16 protein-coding genes are annotated in these 16282 nt (G+C 63.2%); 12 read left to right on the top strand and 4 right to left on the bottom strand.

Going from position 1 to position 16282, the window contains the following annotated elements; translation table 11 throughout:
* The 5 genes from hisA to coaA are packed head-to-tail and all read left to right on the top strand — an operon-like array spanning position 1 to position 3704.
* Positions 1-750 (top strand): 1-(5-phosphoribosyl)-5-[(5-phosphoribosylamino)methylideneamino]imidazole-4-carboxamide isomerase, encoded by a 750-nt coding sequence (gene hisA, locus AC1DXU_RS17830; protein ID WP_477370905.1) that lies wholly within the window; start codon positions 1-3, stop codon positions 748-750.
* Positions 747-1583: an arginase family protein gene (locus AC1DXU_RS17825; RefSeq protein WP_477310791.1), complete on the top strand. Its 837-nt coding sequence runs from the start codon at positions 747-749 to the stop codon at positions 1581-1583. The genes hisA and AC1DXU_RS17825 overlap by 4 nt, the downstream gene beginning before the upstream one ends.
* Complete coding sequence (hisF, locus tag AC1DXU_RS17820) at positions 1580-2386, top strand: imidazole glycerol phosphate synthase subunit HisF (protein ID WP_477371591.1); 807 nt, start codon at positions 1580-1582, stop codon at positions 2384-2386. The genes AC1DXU_RS17825 and hisF overlap by 4 nt, the downstream gene beginning before the upstream one ends.
* Before the next feature lie 8 nt (positions 2387-2394).
* Entirely contained in the window at positions 2395-2712 is a 318-nt protein-coding gene (locus AC1DXU_RS17815; RefSeq protein ID WP_477370902.1) for a phosphoribosyl-ATP diphosphatase, read from the top strand.
* A gap of 32 nt (positions 2713-2744) precedes the next feature.
* Complete coding sequence (gene coaA, locus AC1DXU_RS17810) at positions 2745-3704, top strand: type I pantothenate kinase (RefSeq protein WP_477310787.1); 960 nt, start codon at positions 2745-2747, stop codon at positions 3702-3704.
* Here coaA and AC1DXU_RS17805 read toward each other — a convergent pair.
* The 4 genes from AC1DXU_RS17805 to AC1DXU_RS17790 form a co-directional block, all read right to left on the bottom strand.
* A complete protein-coding gene (locus AC1DXU_RS17805) occupies positions 3691-4830 on the bottom strand; it encodes a phosphatase PAP2 family protein (protein ID WP_477370899.1) in 1140 nt (379 codons plus the stop codon). The two genes, coaA and AC1DXU_RS17805, sit on opposite strands and share 14 nt — an antisense overlap.
* A 60-nt stretch (positions 4831-4890) precedes the next feature.
* Positions 4891-5511 carry an alpha-ketoglutarate-dependent dioxygenase AlkB family protein gene (locus AC1DXU_RS17800; RefSeq protein ID WP_477371589.1) on the bottom strand — a complete coding sequence of 207 codons (621 nt, stop codon included), beginning with the start codon at positions 5509-5511 and terminating at the stop codon, positions 4891-4893.
* Positions 5512-5632: 121 nt separating this feature from the next.
* On the bottom strand, positions 5633-6067 hold the full coding sequence (gene arfB, locus AC1DXU_RS17795; protein ID WP_477370896.1) for an alternative ribosome rescue aminoacyl-tRNA hydrolase ArfB: 435 nt from the start codon (positions 6065-6067) through the stop codon (positions 5633-5635).
* 72 nt (positions 6068-6139) lie between these two features.
* Positions 6140-7750, bottom strand: a complete 1611-nt coding sequence (locus AC1DXU_RS17790; RefSeq protein ID WP_477370893.1) for a phosphoenolpyruvate carboxykinase — start codon at positions 7748-7750, stop codon at positions 6140-6142.
* Between the two features lie 342 nt (positions 7751-8092).
* On the opposite strand from AC1DXU_RS17790, the gene AC1DXU_RS17785 reads away from it, so the two are divergent.
* The 7 genes from AC1DXU_RS17785 to AC1DXU_RS17755 all read left to right on the top strand — a co-directional run bounded on the left by AC1DXU_RS17785 (position 8093) and on the right by AC1DXU_RS17755 (position 16274).
* On the top strand, positions 8093-8794 hold the full coding sequence (locus AC1DXU_RS17785; RefSeq protein WP_013528337.1) for a response regulator transcription factor: 702 nt from the start codon (positions 8093-8095) through the stop codon (positions 8792-8794).
* Between the two features lie 84 nt (positions 8795-8878).
* Complete coding sequence (locus tag AC1DXU_RS17780; protein WP_477310779.1) at positions 8879-10660, top strand: stimulus-sensing domain-containing protein; 1782 nt, start codon at positions 8879-8881, stop codon at positions 10658-10660.
* 3 nt (positions 10661-10663) lie between these two features.
* Positions 10664-11110 (top strand): HPr kinase/phosphorylase, encoded by a 447-nt coding sequence (locus tag AC1DXU_RS17775; RefSeq protein ID WP_477370890.1) that lies wholly within the window; start codon positions 10664-10666, stop codon positions 11108-11110.
* Positions 11111-11274: 164 nt separating this feature from the next.
* Positions 11275-11676, top strand: a complete 402-nt coding sequence (locus AC1DXU_RS17770) for a PTS sugar transporter subunit IIA (protein WP_477310775.1) — start codon at positions 11275-11277, stop codon at positions 11674-11676.
* Entirely contained in the window at positions 11673-11969 is a 297-nt protein-coding gene (locus AC1DXU_RS17765; RefSeq protein WP_477310773.1) for an HPr family phosphocarrier protein, read from the top strand. The genes AC1DXU_RS17770 and AC1DXU_RS17765 overlap by 4 nt, the downstream gene beginning before the upstream one ends.
* A gap of 152 nt (positions 11970-12121) precedes the next feature.
* Positions 12122-13522 carry an adenosylhomocysteinase gene (gene ahcY / locus AC1DXU_RS17760; RefSeq protein ID WP_477370888.1) on the top strand — a complete coding sequence of 467 codons (1401 nt, stop codon included), beginning with the start codon at positions 12122-12124 and terminating at the stop codon, positions 13520-13522.
* Between the two features lie 187 nt (positions 13523-13709).
* On the top strand, positions 13710-16274 hold the full coding sequence (locus AC1DXU_RS17755) for a sensor histidine kinase (protein WP_477370885.1): 2565 nt from the start codon (positions 13710-13712) through the stop codon (positions 16272-16274).
* Positions 16275-16282: the final 8 nt, after the last annotated feature.

The raw sequence follows: 16282 nt of genomic DNA, 5'->3' as shown, positions 1-16282 counted from the left end.
GTGATCCTTTTTCCGGCCATAGACCTCAAGGACGGCCAGTGCGTGCGGCTGAAGCACGGCGATATGGCGACCGCGACGATCTATAATGACGATCCGGCAGCCCAGGCCAGAGCCTTCGAAAGCCAGGGATTCGAGTGGCTGCATGTCGTCGACCTCAACGGCGCCTTCAAGGGCCAGAGCGTCAACAGCGCGGCGGTCGGCGCCATCCTCAAGGCGACGAAGAACCCGGTCCAGCTTGGCGGCGGCATCCGCACCCTGGAGCAGATCGAGGACTGGCTCGACCGCGGGCTCGCTCGTGTCATCCTCGGCACCGTGGCGGTGCGCGATCCCGACCTGGTCAGGCAGGCCTGCAAGGCGTTTCCGGGTAAGATCGCCGTCGGCATCGACGCCAAGGGCGGCAAAGTCGCGGTCGAGGGTTGGGCCGAGGCCTCCAGCCTCGGCGTCATCGAACTGGCAAAGAAATTCGAGGGCGCCGGTGTCGCTGCTATCATCTACACCGACATCGACCGCGACGGCGTGCTGACCGGCATCAACTGGGATGCCACGATCAGCCTCGCCGAAGCGGTGTCGATCCCGGTCATCGCCTCGGGCGGCCTGGCCTCGATCGCCGACATCGTGCGCATGACCATGCCCGATGCACAAAAGCTCGAAGGTGCGATCTCCGGCCGCGCGCTCTATGACGGGCGCATCGATCCGGCCGAGGCCCTGACGATCCTGCGCGGCAAGCCGATGGCGGAGGCGAGACCGTGAAAGTCTCGATCATCCTGGCCTCCTATGACAGCGGTCACTACCACGGCGGCATGGGCCAGGGACCGGACGCGCTGATATCCGGCGGGCTGGTCGAAGCCCTGACGCTGGCCGGCCACGACGTTGCCGTCGAGGACATCGGCAAGGTCGGAGATGAGCAGGAACGCGAGATCGCAACAGGCTTTGCCGTCTGCAACGCCGTCTCCGGCGAGGTGCGCATCGCTCGCGACCGCGGCCGGTTCCCCATTGTGCTCGCCGGCAATTGCCTGACATCAGCCGGCGCGGTAGCCGGCGGCGACGCCGATTCGATCATCTGGGCCGACCAGCATGGCGACCTCAACACGCCCGAGACATCCGTTTACGGCTTCCTCGACGGCATGGCGTTGGCGACGGTTCTGGGGCTCTGCTGGCGGCCGATGGCAAAAGCCATTCCCGGCTTTCATGCGATCGATCCGTCCCGCTGCGTGCTGGTCAACGCCCGCGACCTCGATCCGGCGGAAAAGCTGCTGCTGGAGACATTGCCGGTCATTCGAACGGAATGCCCGGACGGGGCAAAGGCGGCCGGAAGACTGAAGGCCACCGGTGTCAAGCGGACGCATATGCATCTCGACCTGGATGTCCATGACCCCAACGAATTGCAGGCCAATCGTTATACGCATTCGGGCGGGCCGCGACCGGCCCAGTTGCGCCAGGCGGTCTGCGGCATGGCCGGCTTGCTGCCGATCGTCGGCATCACCATCTCTGCCTATGATCCGGCGTTCGACGCGCAAGGCGATGTTCCGCCGCTGGTCGGCCAATTGCTGACCGATCTGCTGGCTACGGTGGAGAAGAGCTGATGCTGAAAGCCCGCGTCATCCCTTGTCTCGACGTCAAGAACGGCCGCGTCGTCAAGGGCGTCAATTTCGTCGACCTGATCGACGCCGGCGATCCGGTGGAGGCGGCCAAGGCCTATGACGCGGCCGGCGCCGACGAACTCTGTTTTCTCGACATCACCGCTTCGTCCGACAACCGCGAGACCATCTTCGACGTCATCGCCCGCACCGCCGAGCAATGCTTCATGCCGCTGACCGTTGGCGGCGGCGTGCGCCAGGTCGCCGACATAAGAAAGCTGCTTCTGGCCGGCGCCGACAAGGTGTCGATCAACACGGCGGCGGTGAAAAACCCGGATTTCGTCGCCGAAGCGGCCGACAAGTTCGGCAACCAGTGCATCGTCGTCGCCATCGACGCCAAGAAGGTGTCGGCGCCCAGTGAGGCCGACCGCTGGGAGATATTTACCCATGGCGGCCGCGAAAAGACCGGCATCGACGCGGTCGAGTTTGCGCGGCAGATGGTCGATCTCGGCGCCGGCGAGATCCTGCTGACGTCGATGGACCGCGACGGCACCAAGGCCGGCTACGACATCGCGCTGACCCGCACCATCGCCGACGCGGTACGCGCGCCGGTCATCGCGTCGGGCGGCGTCGGTACGCTCGACCACATGGTCGAAGGCATTCGCGACGGCCATGCCGGGGCAGTGCTGGCAGCATCGATCTTCCATTTCGGTACCTATACGATCGCGCAAGCCAAGGCGCATATGGCGCTTGCCGGGCTGCCGATGCGCCTGGACTCGCCGTTTCATTCCAAACCACAAAGGCTGTAGGCTGCGTCATGGCTGAGTTTTCGCTGTCCGACCTGGAGAAAACCATCCGCGAACGCGCGCAGTCCGGCGATCCGGACTCGTGGACGGCAAAGCTGTTCGCGCGCGGCATGGACAAGGCGGCGCAGAAACTCGGCGAAGAGGCAGTCGAGGCCGTCATCGCCGCCGTCAAGGGCGACAAGAAAGCTCTCGTTTCGGAAAGTGCCGATCTTCTGTATCATTGGCTCGTCGTTCTCGGCATCGCCGAGATTCCGCTGAGCGACGTGTTCAAGGAGCTCGAAACCCGCACCGGGCGCTCGGGCATCGCAGAAAAGGCGTCTCGGTCCTGAGACGCTGACCGGTGAGGAGGGCAGGAAACTCGATGGACCAGCTCGCTCCCACCGAGAAATATTCACCCTTTCGTTTCTTCTCGGCCGAACAATGGTCGCAGTTCCGCGCCGACACGCCGCTGACGCTCGGCGAGGATGAAATCAACCGGCTGCGTTCGCTGAATGACCCGGTCGATCTCGAAGAGGTCAAGCGCATCTACCTTTCGCTGTCGCGGCTGTTGTCGGCGCATGTCGAGTCGAGCCAGCTTTTGTTCCGGCAGCGTCAGGTCTTCTTCAACGCGCTGGACGTGGTCAAGACGCCGTTCATCATCGGCATTGCCGGTTCGGTCGCCGTCGGCAAGTCGACCACGGCGCGCGTGCTGAAAGAGCTGCTCGCGCGCTGGCCGTCGAGCCCCAAGGTCGACCTCATCACCACAGACGGTTTCCTGTTGCCCAACGAGGTTCTGCGCCGCGAAAACCTGATGGAGCGCAAGGGCTTTCCCGACAGCTACGATGTCGGTGCGCTGCTGCGTTTCCTGTCGGGCATCAAATCGGCGCAGCGCAATGTCCGCGCGCCGGTCTATTCGCATTTGACCTATGACGTCATCCCCGGCGAGTTCGTCACCATCGACCGGCCGGACATATTGATCTTCGAAGGCATCAACGTGCTGCAGCCGGGCAAATTGCCGAAGGACGGCAAGATCGTACCGTTCCTGTCGGACTTCTTCGACTTCGCCATCTATATCGACGCCGACGAGAAGCTGATCCACCACTGGTACATCGCCCGCTTCATGCGGCTGCGCGAGACCGCTTTCCGCAATCCGGATTCCTTCTTCCACCGCTATTCGCAGCTTTCGGAAAGCGCGGCACGCGCCATTGCCGAAGGGTTGTGGGCCAACATCAATCTGAAGAATCTGCGCGAGAACATCGTGCCGACGCGAGCGCGGGCCGATCTCATCCTGCGCAAGGGCGCCAATCACCTGATCGAGGAAGTGGCGCTCAGGAAGCTGTGACCGCGGCCTCGGGGCGGTTCAAGATACCGGTCGACGGGCCGTCCTGCGTCGGTAGCCGCAAATAGGGCCGATCCGCGGGGACGAGTTTACGCGCCACGGCATAGACCACGATCGCGACAGCGGCGGCGGCATAGCCGTCGATCGCATAGTGCCAGGCCAGATAGACCGAACTGACGGCGACAAAGGCCACATAGACGAACGCTACCGCGCCGAGACGACGACTGTACTCCCGTACGAAAAGGGCGTTGAGCATCGCCAGGCCGACATGCACGCTGGGAAAGGCCGAAATGCCTGAGCCGAAACCCGTCTGCCTGGCCTCATGCAGCGTCCACAAATATTGCTGATAGGAAACGGCGGAGTTGGGGAATCCGGCGCCGTGGGCCAGGAATGCCATCTGTTCGCCAAATCGTGCCGTGTCGCCCGTGACCGCACCGTAGAATGCCGGACCGGCTGACAGGAACAGCCCAGCCAGGATGTTGCCGACGACAACCCAGACCACCATGAAGCAGGCGACATAGCGTGTTCGAACCGACGCCGTCCGGGGCGATGTCACGATGAAGAACAAGGCACCGAAATTGAGGGCGAACCACAAAACGTTGTAATTCCACTCGACGGCTATCCGCACGAAATCGTTTTCAGCGACCATGTAGAGCCAGCGCCACGGATCGGCGCCGAAATGCAGGAAGGCGTCGATGTCGGCATGTGTCACGTCGAATGAAAAGCCATCCTGCCAGACCGGCATGCCGTTTTTCACGGAGGTGAACGTGCCCTGAAAGATCATGAGCGCCATCATGAGGCATAGACCCGAGAGCGAGTATGCCAGCCGCGATGTCGAAAACACATGTTTCGCCGCCAGACGGCGCCTGCCATCGAAGCGGTGCATGAGCAGGCTCACATCGACAAGAATGGCGAAGGCCGACGGCATCACGCAGTTCAGCAAGGTCCAGCGCCCGAAATATACCGAATACGCGCTGCGGTCGGCCGCGCCGATCGCATGCAGAAAAACCAGTCCGGCCAATGTGTAGCCGACGATGAACAGATAGAGGCCGGAATCCCGGCGAACCAGCGGGATTGCTCCGTTGGTGACAGTCCACAGTTGACGCAGGATTACACTGCTGTCTGTCATAGCCCCCGTGCCGACGTTGCAATGCCCAGGCACGTTTATGAGAAAAACCTGTAGAATTGGTTAGTGTACCGCCCGCGTTACCCGCCGCAGCGTCAGGTTGATGCGTCCGCCGTTCTTCAGCAGCGCCGAGGTCGAGGGATAGATGCGGTCGACGCCGTGGAAGCAGAGGCGGCCCTCGCCGCCAAGCACGACGACATCGCCGCTTTTCAACCTGAATGACTTGGTCGCCCCGTCGCGCGTAGTCTGGCCGACCCGAAACAGGCAATCGTCGCCGAGCGAGACGGAGACCACGGGCGCCGAGAAATCGACCTCGTCGCGGTCCTGGTGCAGGCCCATTTTGGCGTCCTGCCCATAGAAATTGACCAGGCAGGCCTCTGGCGGCTGCGGATAGGCCGAGACCTCGCGCCACAATTGCAGGAGCACCTCGGGGATCGGCGGCCACGGCGTTCCAGTCACCGGATGGGTCGGCTGGTAGCGATAGCCGTGCTCCTTGTCGGTGACCCAGCCAAGCGCGCCGCAATTGGTCATGCGCACGCTCATCTCCTTGCCGGTGCGCGGCATGGCGGGCACGAACAAAGGGGCTGCCTGCACCACGCTTCTCACATCCTCGACCAGCGCCTCCTGCATGGCGCGCGACAGATAGCCGGGCATGTGGCGAACGCCTTTGGGCAGGACGAGCATCAGATTGGCCGCTTCATTCGCTTCATCCGGCAACAATGCCATCGCCAGGCAAAAACGGCGACCCGAAAGCTGCCGTTCTTCAATTCCGCCGCTCCGACCAGAGGGGAAAGACGAGCCGCACTCAGTCGTCGCCGACCCGGCCGCGCAATTTCTTGATTGTCCCGCGCCCGGCCTTGGTCTTCAGCCGCCGCTCGACCGCGCCTTTCGACGGCCTCGTCTTCTTGCGCGGCGGCGGTGGCGGCTCGGCCGCCTTGGCGACCAGCGCCGTCAGCCGTGCGCGCGCATCCGCCCGGTTCTGCTCCTGCGTGCGGAAGCGCCCGGCCTCGATGACGATGACGCCGTCCTTGGTGGCGCGCTGGCCGGCAAGCTTGATGGTCCGCTCGCGCACGCGCTCAGACAGGCCTGAGGCGTTGGCGGCATCGAAGCGCAACTGCACGGCCGTTGCCACCTTGTTGACGTTCTGGCCGCCCGGCCCGGACGAGCGGATGAAATCCTCGTGCAGGTCGCCCGGGTGGATCACGGCTTCGTCGGCAATGATGATGTCGTCTATCGGCATGCCGCAGTCATGGCGCGGCGGCGGACAAAAGAAAAGGCCCGATCGAGACCGGGCCTTTCAAGGATGGGACGACTATTCCGCTGCTTCCTGCAGGCGCGGCGCCGCGCCCAGAACGTTGGCGTCGACATGCGGCTCGAATTTCTCGAAGTTGACGGCGAACATGCCGACCAGCCTTGCCGCCTGTCGGTCGTAGGCAGCCTTGTCGGCCCAGGTCGAGCGCGGATCGAGAATGGCACTGTCGACGCCGGCAACCGCCACCGGCACGTCGAAACCGAAATTGGCGTCGGTGCGGAAATCAGCCGCCTTCAGCGAGCCGTCGAGTGCGGCGGCAAGCAGTGCCCGCGTCGCCTTGATCGGCATCCTTTTGCCCGTGCCGTAGGCGCCGCCGGTCCAGCCGGTGTTGACCAGCCAGCAGTCGACGTCGTGGCGGGCGATCAGCTCGCGCAGCAGATTGCCGTATTCCTTGGGGTGGCGCGGCATGAACGGCGCGCCGAAGCAGGTCGAAAACGTCGCTTCGGGCTCGGTGACGCCCTTTTCGGTTCCCGCCACCTTGGCCGTGTAGCCGGAGAGGAAATGATACATCGCCTGCGCCGGGGTCAGCCGCGCGATCGGCGGCATGACGCCGAAGGCGTCGGCGGTCAGCATGATGATGTTCTTCGGGTGGCCGGCGCGGCCGCTCTTCGACGCATTGGGGATGAAATCGAGCGGATAGGCGCAGCGTGTGTTTTCGGTCAGCCTTCCGTCGTCGAAATCCGGCACGCGGTTGGCGTCGAGGATCACATTCTCCAGCACCGTGCCGAAGCGCCGCGTGGTGGCGAAGATTTCCGGCTCGGCTTCGGCCGACAGCTTGATCGTCTTGGCGTAGCAGCCGCCTTCGAAATTGAAGATGCCGTGCGGGCCCCAGCCGTGTTCGTCGTCGCCGACCAATGTCCGCGACGGATCCGCCGACAGCGTCGTCTTGCCGGTGCCCGACAGGCCGAAGAAAACCGCCGCGTCACCAGCCGGGCCTTCATTGGCCGAGCAATGCATCGGCATGACGCCCTTTTCCGGCAACAGATAGTTGAGCATGGTGAACACCGACTTCTTCATCTCGCCGGCATAGGAGGTGCCGCCGATCAGCACGATCTTGCGCGTCAGATCGACCGCGATCACCGTTTCGGTGCGGGTGCCGTGGCGGGCCGGATCGGCGCGGAACGACGGCAGGTCGATGATCGTCATCTCGGGTACGAAATGCTCGAGCGCGGCGGCTTCAGGACGGATCAGCAGATTGCGGATGAACAGCGAGTGCCAGGCCAGTTCGGTGACGACCCTGGTCGTCAGCTTCAATCCGTCGTCGGCGCCGCCGACCAGATCCTGCACATAAAGGTCCTTGTCCGCCGCATGGGCACGAAAATCGGCAAGCAGCGCCTCGAACTGGGCCGGCGAGATCGCCTTGTTGTTGTCCCACCAGACATGCGGCGCGGTCGCCTCGTCGCGCACGACGAATTTGTCCTTGGGCGAGCGGCCGGTGTGCTGGCCGGTCTCGGCGACAAGCGCGCCATGTGCGGTCAGCCGGGCCTCGCCGCGGCCGATTGCCTGCTCGTAGAGGTGAGCCGCGCCGAAATTGTAGCGCACCACGCCTGTTGTCAGGAGGCCGATCCGATCGATCGCGCATGCGGGATTGCGTTTGCCGGCTTCCAACATGGGTGTCCCTTCTTCGATTTGCCGCGTCTTGCAGGCGAATTTCCGGAGCGCCCCTTGCCGGGGCTTAAAGGGTCAGAACCAGAAAACCCGAATGATATCAAATCATTAATCGATTTAAAAATTTTAAAAGTTGTTTAAATCGTTTATATGTGCAAAAAGTCGGGTGGTTGCCCAAAGGATTGGCAGTTTTTGTTCGTCCAATCCGTGTAGTGGTGTGATTGTGGCCGCCGGCATGCCGCTCGTGACAGCGGTCTGAGCCTATGCCACATTTTGTACCTAATTTGTCCTGCAAAAGCCCCTTCTCTACGAAAGAAGGGACAGCTCATGAGGGAGCCGCTTGAAATGGCAACGATCGCGCTTGTCGATGACGACCGCAACATTCTGACTTCGGTGTCGATTGCCCTCGAATCCGAGGGCTACCGCGTCGAAACCTACACGGATGGGGCGTCAGCGCTGGAAGGCCTGGCGGCGCGCCCGCCGAACCTCGCCATCCTCGACATCAAGATGCCGCGCATGGACGGTATGGAGTTGCTGCGCCGCATGCGCCAGAAGTCCGACCTGCCGGTGATCTTCCTGACCTCGAAGGACGACGAGATCGACGAGCTCTTCGGCCTCAAGATGGGCGCCGACGATTTTATCCGCAAACCCTTTTCGCAGCGTCTTCTGGTCGAACGGGTCCGCGCCGTGCTGCGCCGGGCCAGTGCCCGCGAGGCAGCAGCCAAGACACCCAGCCAGCAGGCCCGCTCGCTCGAGCGCGGCCAGCTTGTCATGGACCAGGAGCGCCACACCTGCACCTGGAAGGGCGAGCCGGTGACGCTGACGGTGACCGAGTTCCTGATCCTGCACTCGCTGGCGCAGCGTCCCGGTGTGGTAAAAAGCCGTGATGCGCTGATGGATTCAGCCTATGATGAGCAGGTCTATGTCGACGACCGCACCATCGACAGCCACATCAAGCGGCTGCGCAAGAAGTTCAAGGCCGTCGATGATGACTTCGAGATGATCGAAACCCTTTACGGAGTCGGATACCGGTTCCGCGAAGCTTAAGGTAGTGCATGTCGCCCAAAAGTGGTCCCGGTTTTGGGACAACGACATGCATTAAACCAAAGACTAGGCGGGAGCTGCTATTCGATGGCAGTTGATGTAGAGCGGAGCAGACGAACCGGCGCTGTCAGGCGGTCGCGGATTCTGCCCGCATTTCTGTCGAGGCTGACGGTGCCGATGCGCCGTTTCCTCGGCCACCACATCTTTTCCAGCCTGACCCGGCGCATCCTCTTCCTCAACCTGGCTGGCCTTGCCGTCCTGGTCACCGGCATCCTCTATCTCAACACGTTTCGCGACGGGCTGATCGATGCCCGCGTCGAGAGCCTGATGACGCAGGGCGAGATCATCGCCGGCGCGATTGCGGCGTCGGCGACGGTCGAGACCGATTCGATCAGCATCGACCCGGAGAAGCTGCTTGAGCTGCAGGCCGGCGAAAGCCTCGGCCCCGGCTCCGACCAGCTCGACAATCTGGATTTCCCGATCAATCCGGAGCGGGTCGCGCCGGTGCTGAGAAGGCTGATTTCGCCGACGCGCACCCGTGCCCGCATCTACGATCGTGACGCAAATCTGCTGCTCGATTCACGTCACCTCTATTCGCGCGGCCAGATCCTTCGCTACGACCTGCCGCCGGTCGAGGAAGAAGAGCCAGACCTTGTCGAGCGCGTGCAGAAATTCGTCTTCGATTTCTTCCGCAACACCGAACTGCCGGTCTATCACGAACAGCCGGGCGGCAATGGCGCCGCGTTCCCGGAGGTGGTCAAGGCGTTGACCGGCAGCCCGTCGACCATCGTGCGGGTCTCGGAGCAGGGCGAGCAGATTGTTTCGGTGGCCGTGCCGATCCAGCGCTTCCGTGCCGTGCTCGGTGTGCTGATGCTGTCGACGGAAGGCGGTGACATCGACAAGATCGTCGCTGCCGAGCGCAAGGCGATCCTGCGCGTCTTCGGCATCGCCGCCCTGGTCACCGCCATCCTGTCGATGCTGCTGGCCTCGACCATCGCCAACCCGCTGCGCCGGCTGTCGGCGGCGGCGGTGCGGGTGCGGCGCGGCGTCAAGAACCGCGAGGAAATCCCCGACTTTTCCGACCGGCAGGACGAGATCGGCAATCTGTCGATCGCCATCCGCGACATGACCAATGCGCTCTACGCCCGCATCGAGGCGATCGAGAGCTTTGCCGCCGACGTGTCGCACGAATTGAAGAACCCGCTGACGTCGCTGCGCAGCGCGGTGGAAACGCTCCCCTTGGCGAAGAACGATAATTCCCGCGCGCGTCTGATGGAGATCATCCAGCACGATGTCCGGCGGCTGGACCGGCTCATCACCGACATCTCCGACGCGTCGCGCCTTGACGCCGAGCTGGCGCGTGAAGATGCCGGAACGGTGGATCTGAAGAAATTCATCACCGACCTCGTCGCCGTTTCACGTGAGGCGACGCGCAACAAGAAGGCGGTCGAGATCGAGTTCAAGGTCGCCAAGCTGCCGCAAGGCGTCAAAGGCTACTTCGTCGTCGGCCATGATCTCAGGATCGGCCAGGTCGTCACCAATCTGATCGAGAATGCCCGTTCCTTCGTTCCCGAAGAACACGGCCATATCGCGATTTCCCTTGCACGCGCGGGCAAGTTCAACATCGTCACCATTGACGACAACGGCCCCGGCATCAGGGCCGACAACATCGACCGTATCTTCGAGCGCTTCTACACCGACCGCCCGGCCGGCGAGGCGTTCGGCCAGAATTCGGGTCTTGGCCTGTCGATATCGCGGCAGATCGTCGAAGCCCATGGCGGCACGCTGACCGCCGAGAACATCCCGGGTACCAAGCCCGGTGAGATCAAAGGCGCGCGCTTCGTGGTGACGCTGCCGGCCGAAGGCTGATCCGTGAAAGCTGAAAACATTCACGGGACGGCGCTCCTGATCGGCGAACGCGGTGTTCTCATCACCGGACCGTCCGGCGCCGGCAAGACGACGCTGGCGCTGGTGCTTATCGACCATTGCCGGGCGCGCGGACTGTTTTCACGGCTGATCGGGGACGACAGGCTGCTTGCGGCCACGTGCGCCGGGCGGCTGGTCTGCCGCGTACCCGCCACCATTGCAGGCCTCGCGGAAGTGCCAGGATTCATGCCACGGCCGCTGTCGTTCGAGCCAGGCGGGGTGATCGACCTCCATATCCGGTTGGTCCCTAGGCATGAGAGGGACCGCTTTCAGGAAGATCTCAGCGAGCCGATCGCGGGCTGTCCGGTGCCGCGGATCGATCTCATCGAGCGCAACGTTGCGACGGCCCTGCCGGCCGTAATGGCGCGGCTCTCGATCGCGGCTTTCGCATGATCCGGTTTCGATTTTTTGTTGCAATGCGTCAAAATGGCGTAGGTCGGCGCAATTTTGGGCTTGTCAACGCGCCTCGCGTCGACAAGATAGCGCTCCCGCCGCCTGGAATGGCCGGCGAGCATAAAATGCGCCTGTGAAGCGGCGATGACGGGAGCCACCAAAGAATGATCGGACTCGTGCTTGTAACGCACGGTCAACTGGCCACCGAGTTCCGCCATGCCGTGGAACATGTCGTGGGGCCACAAGACAATTTCGAAACCGTGGCGATCGGCGCCGATGACGATATGGAGCAGCGCCGCAGCGACATCGTCGAAGCCGTGGCGCGCGTCGACACCGGGTCGGGCGTCATCGTTTTGACCGATATGTTTGGCGGCACGCCGTCCAACCTCGCCATCTCGGTGATGGAATCCGGCCGTACCGAGGTCATTGCCGGCATGAACCTGCCGATGCTGATCAAGCTGTCGAGCATTCGCAAGGGCGACAATATGAGCGCCGCGCTCGACGAGGCGCAGGCCGCCGGGCGCAAATACATCAACGTCGCCAGCCAGCTGCTGAGCAGCAAATGAACGCGCTGTCGCCGGAAAAGGACCACATCGTCCGCGATTTTCCGATCGTCAACCAGCGCGGCCTGCACGCGCGCGCTTCGGCCAAGTTCGTCCAGCTCGCCAGCGGCTTCGACGCCGCGGTCCATGTCGAGAAAGACGGCGTCAAGGTCGGCGGCACCTCGATCATGGGCCTGATGATGCTGGCGGCAAGCCCAGGCTATTCCATCCGCGTCACTGCCAGCGGGCCTGAGGCCCTGGAAGTCATCGACGCGCTGGAGCAGCTGGTCGCTTCGCGCTTCGGCGAGGAGTCATGATGGGCACCTCCAAAGACATGCACGAATAAAGATTTCTTTATATCCCATTGTCGTACGGCCGGTGATCTGCTAGTCAGGCCGGCAATCCGCGCCCTTCGACGCGCCTTCCGGCGTGGGCGCATCCCTGAGATTTTTCACATCGGAGCACTGCCATGACGGGTAGCAAGGACTATGTGGTCGCCGACATTTCGCTTGCCGACTGGGGCCGCAAGGAAATCGAGATCGCCGAAACCGAAATGCCGGGCCTGATGGCCTGCCGCGAGGAATTCGGCGACAAGAAGCCGCTGAAGGGCGCGCGCATCACCGGTTCGCTGCACATGACCATCCAGACGGCGGTGCTGATCGAAACGCTGAAGGTGCTCGGTGCCGACATCCGCTGGGCCTCCTGCAACATCTTCTCGACCCAGGACCACGCCGCCGCCGCGATCGCCGAGGCCGGCATCCCGGTGTTCGCCATCAAGGGCGAGTCGCTCGAGGACTACTGGGACTACACCGACCGCATCTTCCAGTGGACCGATGGCGGCACCTCCAACATGATCCTCGACGACGGCGGCGACGCCACCATGTACATCCTGATCGGCGCCCGCGCCGAAGCCGGTGAAGACGTGCTGTCCAACCCGCAGAGCGAGGAAGAAGAGTACTTCTACGCCCAGGTCAAGAAGCGCCTGAAGGCCTCGCCCGGCTTCTTCACCAAGCAGAAGGCGGCGATCCGCGGCGTTACCGAAGAGACGACGACCGGCGTCAACCGGCTCTATCAGCTGCAGAAGAAGGGCCTGCTGCCCTTCCCCGCGATCAACGTCAACGATTCGGTGACCAAGTCGAAGTTCGACAACAAATATGGCTGCAAGGAATCGCTGGTCGACGGTATCAGGCGCGGCACCGACACGATGATGGCCGGCAAGGTCGCGGTCGTCTGCGGCTATGGCGACGTCGGCAAGGGTTCGTCGGCCTCGCTGAAGGGCGCCGGCGCCCGCGTCAAGGTCACCGAAGTCGATCCGATCTGCGCGCTGCAGGCGGCGATGGACGGTTTTGAAGTCGTCACGCTGGAAGATGCTGCGCCCACGGCCGACATCATCATCACCACCACCGGCAACAAGGATGTCGTCACCCTCGACCACATGCGCTCGATGAAGGACATGGTGATCGTCGGCAACATCGGCCACTTCGACAACGAAATCCAGGTGGCTGCGCTGCGCAATCTGAAATGGACCAACGTCAAGCCGCAGGTCGACCTGATCACCTTCCCGGATGGCAAGCGGATGATCCTGCTGTCTGAGGGACGCCTGCTCAATCTCGGCAACGCCACCGGCCACCCGAGCTTCGTCATGTCGGCGTCGTTCACCAACCAGGTGCTGGCGCAGATCGAGCTCTACAGCAAGCCCGGCCATTACGAGAACCAGGTCTATGTGCTGCCCAAGCATCTCGACGAAAAGGTCGCGCGCCTGCATCTCGACAAGCTGGGCGCCCGCCTGACCGAACTGTCGGGCGAACAGGCCGCCTATATCGGCGTGACCCCGCAGGGGCCGTTCAAGCCGGAACACTACCGCTATTAAGCAAAGCGGAAATTACCACTAGATATTGTAGCCGGGCGATTGACTTTTCGCCCGGCTTTATTTTTGCGCTGATTGATTCTTCACGCCGATTCGCGCAAGCGCTATGGTGCTGATTCGCGGTCCGGGGACGAGGACCGACGAACGCATTTGGGCGGTCTTGCATTCAGGCGGCGAAAAGGACCAAGACATGCCGGGGGAAAACCCGCCTCGCGCGGGACAGGCCGTTTCCGGCGGCCGCGACGATTCGGGTGTCACCGGTACCGCCGTCACGGGCGGCAGCCTTCCATGGCGCCTTGGCGCACGCGTCGGCTTATTCCTTGCCACCTCCGCACTGGCCGGCCCGCTGCTTGGCTTTGCGGCGCATGCCGAGCCCGGCATTGCCCAGAAAGCCGGACTGTCAGTCAGCACGGTCGAGGTCATGCAGCTGGCGATGTTTGCCGGCGTCATGGGCGCAGCACTTGTCTCGGCGATCTTCCTGATCCGCGAACGGGCGCGCACTTCGGCGCAGAATGTCGAACTCAGGGCCCGCATCGCCGACGTCAACGCTGCGCTGCAGCGCTCCGAAGCGATGCTCAATTTGCGCGACCAGCGCGTGATCGTCTGGACGTCGGAAAACAAGAAGCCCGAGCTGATTGGAACGCTGCCGCTGGAAAGCGGCGCCCCGGACGACCGCGCTGCTTTCCTGGCTTTCGGCCGTTGGCTGATGCCGCGTTCGGCGGCAGCGCTCGAGAATGCGGTGGCGGGATTGCGCGAAAAGGCGAAGTCCTTCGATCTGGTCATCGAATCGCAGGCCGGCGCGCCGCTCGAAGTGCACGGCCGCAAGAGTGCTGCCCATGTGATCGTGCGTTTCGTCTCGCTTTCGGAAACGCAGCGGAGCCAGGCCAGGCTGAAGATCGACAACCAGCGGCTGGCCGCCGACTATGACACGATGATCGGGCTGCTCGATGCGCTCAAAATGCCGACATGGCTGCGCGCCGCCGACGGACGGCTGAAATGGGTCAACCGCGCCTATGCCGAGGCGGTCGAAGCGAAGGATGCCGAGGCCGCCGTTCGCGACGCCAAGGAATTCCTCGGCGGCCAGGCACGCGATGCGATTACCGAGCAGCACAAATCGCGGCCGGTGTTCGAACAGACGCTGTCGACGGTGATCGAGGGCGACCGTCGCATGTTTGCGGTGACCGACTTCGCCGGCACCGATGGTTCCGCCGGCATCGCCAGCGACACCAGCGCCATCGAAACCATTCGCGGCGAGTATGAGCGCACGGTGAGAAGCCACGCCGACACACTTGATCAGCTGAACACCGCCGTTGCGATTTTCGATACCGACGAGAAGCTGCGCTTCTTCAACCAGGCCTTTCAGAAACTGTGGAGCCTCGACAGCGGCTTCCTGCACAGCGCCCCCGACAACGCCCTGCTGCTCGACCGGCTGCGCAGCGAAGGCAAGATCGCCGAGCAGCCCGAATGGCGGCGCTGGAAGGAAAGCCTGCTCGGCGCCTACCGCGCCGTCGAATCGCAGGAGCATTGGTGGCATCTGCCCGACGGCAAGACAATTCGCGTGGTCGCCAACCCGCAGCCGAAGGGCGGCGTGACCTGGGTGTTCGAGAACCTGACCGAGAAGATGGACCTCGAAAGCCGCTACCAGACCGCGGTGCGGGTCCAGGGCGAAACGCTCGACAATCTTGCCGAAGGCGTGGCGGTGTTCGGTCCGGATGGACGGCTGCGCCTGTCCAACCCGGCCTTTGTCGCGCTGTGGGGGCTGGGCGCCGATATCGTCAAACCCAACGTCCATGTCTCGGCGATCCGCGATCTATGCGACCAACGCGCCGCCGGCAGCCCGTGGGGCGGGTTTGTTGCCGCCATCACCGGTTTCGATGACGAGCGCCGCGACCGCCACGGCCAGACCGAACTCAACAATGGCAATGTGCTGCGCTATGCCGTCATCCATCTGCCCAACGGGCAAGTGATGATGACCTTTGTCGACGTCACCGACAGCGTCAATGTCGAACGGGCTCTGAAAGACAAGAACGAGGCGCTGGAGAAATCCGACCAGCTGAAGAACGAGTTCGTGCAGCACGTGTCCTACGAGTTGCGCTCGCCGCTGACCAACATCATCGGCTTCACCGAGCTTCTGTCGCTGCCGACAACCGGGCCGCTCAGCCCGAAACAGCGCGAATATGTCGAGCATGTCGGGTCGTCCTCGTCGGTGCTGCTGACCATCGTCAACGACATACTCGACCTGGCGACAGTCGACGCCGGCATCATGCAGCTCGACATCTCTGAAGTGAGCATCGACCGGACCATCGCGGCTGCGGCCGACCTGGTCGCCGACCGGCTGGAGGAGCATTCGATCAAGCTCAGCATCGATGCGGCTGCGGCGCCCAAAAGCTTCCACGGCGACGAGATCCGCATCCGCCAGATCCTCTACAATCTGCTCAGCAATGCCGCCAACTATGCGCCGGAGGCGAGCACCATCACGCTCGCCTGTCGCCCGCTGGCGCAAGGCGTCGAGTTCTCCGTCCATGATGACGGCCCCGGCATGCCGCCGGACCTGCTCGATTCGGTGTTCCGCCGCTTCGAGCCAAAGACCAATGGCGGCCGCCGGCGTGGTGCCGGACTCGGCCTGTCGATCGTCAAGAGCTTTGTCGAACTGCATGGCGGCAGCGTCCGCATCGAGACCGGCAAGGACAAGGGCACCACCGTAATCTGCACCTTTCCCGACGCCCCGTCGGGCATTCGCGCCGCGGCTGAGTAGCGCCCACC

The organism is Mesorhizobium sp. P3_A10 (assembly GCF_056403175.1).
Note: the sequence above shows the minus strand (reverse complement) of the source record. Positions and strands in the feature narration are given on the sequence as shown.

What these genes read in the sequence shown, in the direction of transcription:
- AC1DXU_RS17815 (WP_477370902.1), top strand. Translation starts at nt 2,395, where the DNA reads ATGGCTGAGTTTTCGCTGTCCGACCTGGAGAAAACCATCCGCGAACGC.
- coaA (WP_477310787.1), top strand. Translation starts at nt 2,745, where the DNA reads ATGGACCAGCTCGCTCCCACCGAGAAATATTCACCCTTTCGTTTCTTC.
- AC1DXU_RS17805 (WP_477370899.1), bottom strand. Translation starts at nt 4,830, where the DNA reads ATGACAGACAGCAGTGTAATCCTGCGTCAACTGTGGACTGTCACCAAC.
- AC1DXU_RS17800 (WP_477371589.1), bottom strand. Translation starts at nt 5,511, where the DNA reads ATGCTCGTCCTGCCCAAAGGCGTTCGCCACATGCCCGGCTATCTGTCG.
- arfB (WP_477370896.1), bottom strand. Translation starts at nt 6,067, where the DNA reads ATGCCGATAGACGACATCATCATTGCCGACGAAGCCGTGATCCACCCG.
- AC1DXU_RS17790 (WP_477370893.1), bottom strand. Translation starts at nt 7,750, where the DNA reads ATGTTGGAAGCCGGCAAACGCAATCCCGCATGCGCGATCGATCGGATC.
- AC1DXU_RS17785 (WP_013528337.1), top strand. Translation starts at nt 8,093, where the DNA reads ATGGCAACGATCGCGCTTGTCGATGACGACCGCAACATTCTGACTTCG.
- AC1DXU_RS17780 (WP_477310779.1), top strand. Translation starts at nt 8,879, where the DNA reads ATGGCAGTTGATGTAGAGCGGAGCAGACGAACCGGCGCTGTCAGGCGG.
- AC1DXU_RS17770 (WP_477310775.1), top strand. Translation starts at nt 11,275, where the DNA reads ATGATCGGACTCGTGCTTGTAACGCACGGTCAACTGGCCACCGAGTTC.
- AC1DXU_RS17765 (WP_477310773.1), top strand. Translation starts at nt 11,673, where the DNA reads ATGAACGCGCTGTCGCCGGAAAAGGACCACATCGTCCGCGATTTTCCG.
- ahcY (WP_477370888.1), top strand. Translation starts at nt 12,122, where the DNA reads ATGACGGGTAGCAAGGACTATGTGGTCGCCGACATTTCGCTTGCCGAC.
- AC1DXU_RS17755 (WP_477370885.1), top strand. Translation starts at nt 13,710, where the DNA reads ATGCCGGGGGAAAACCCGCCTCGCGCGGGACAGGCCGTTTCCGGCGGC.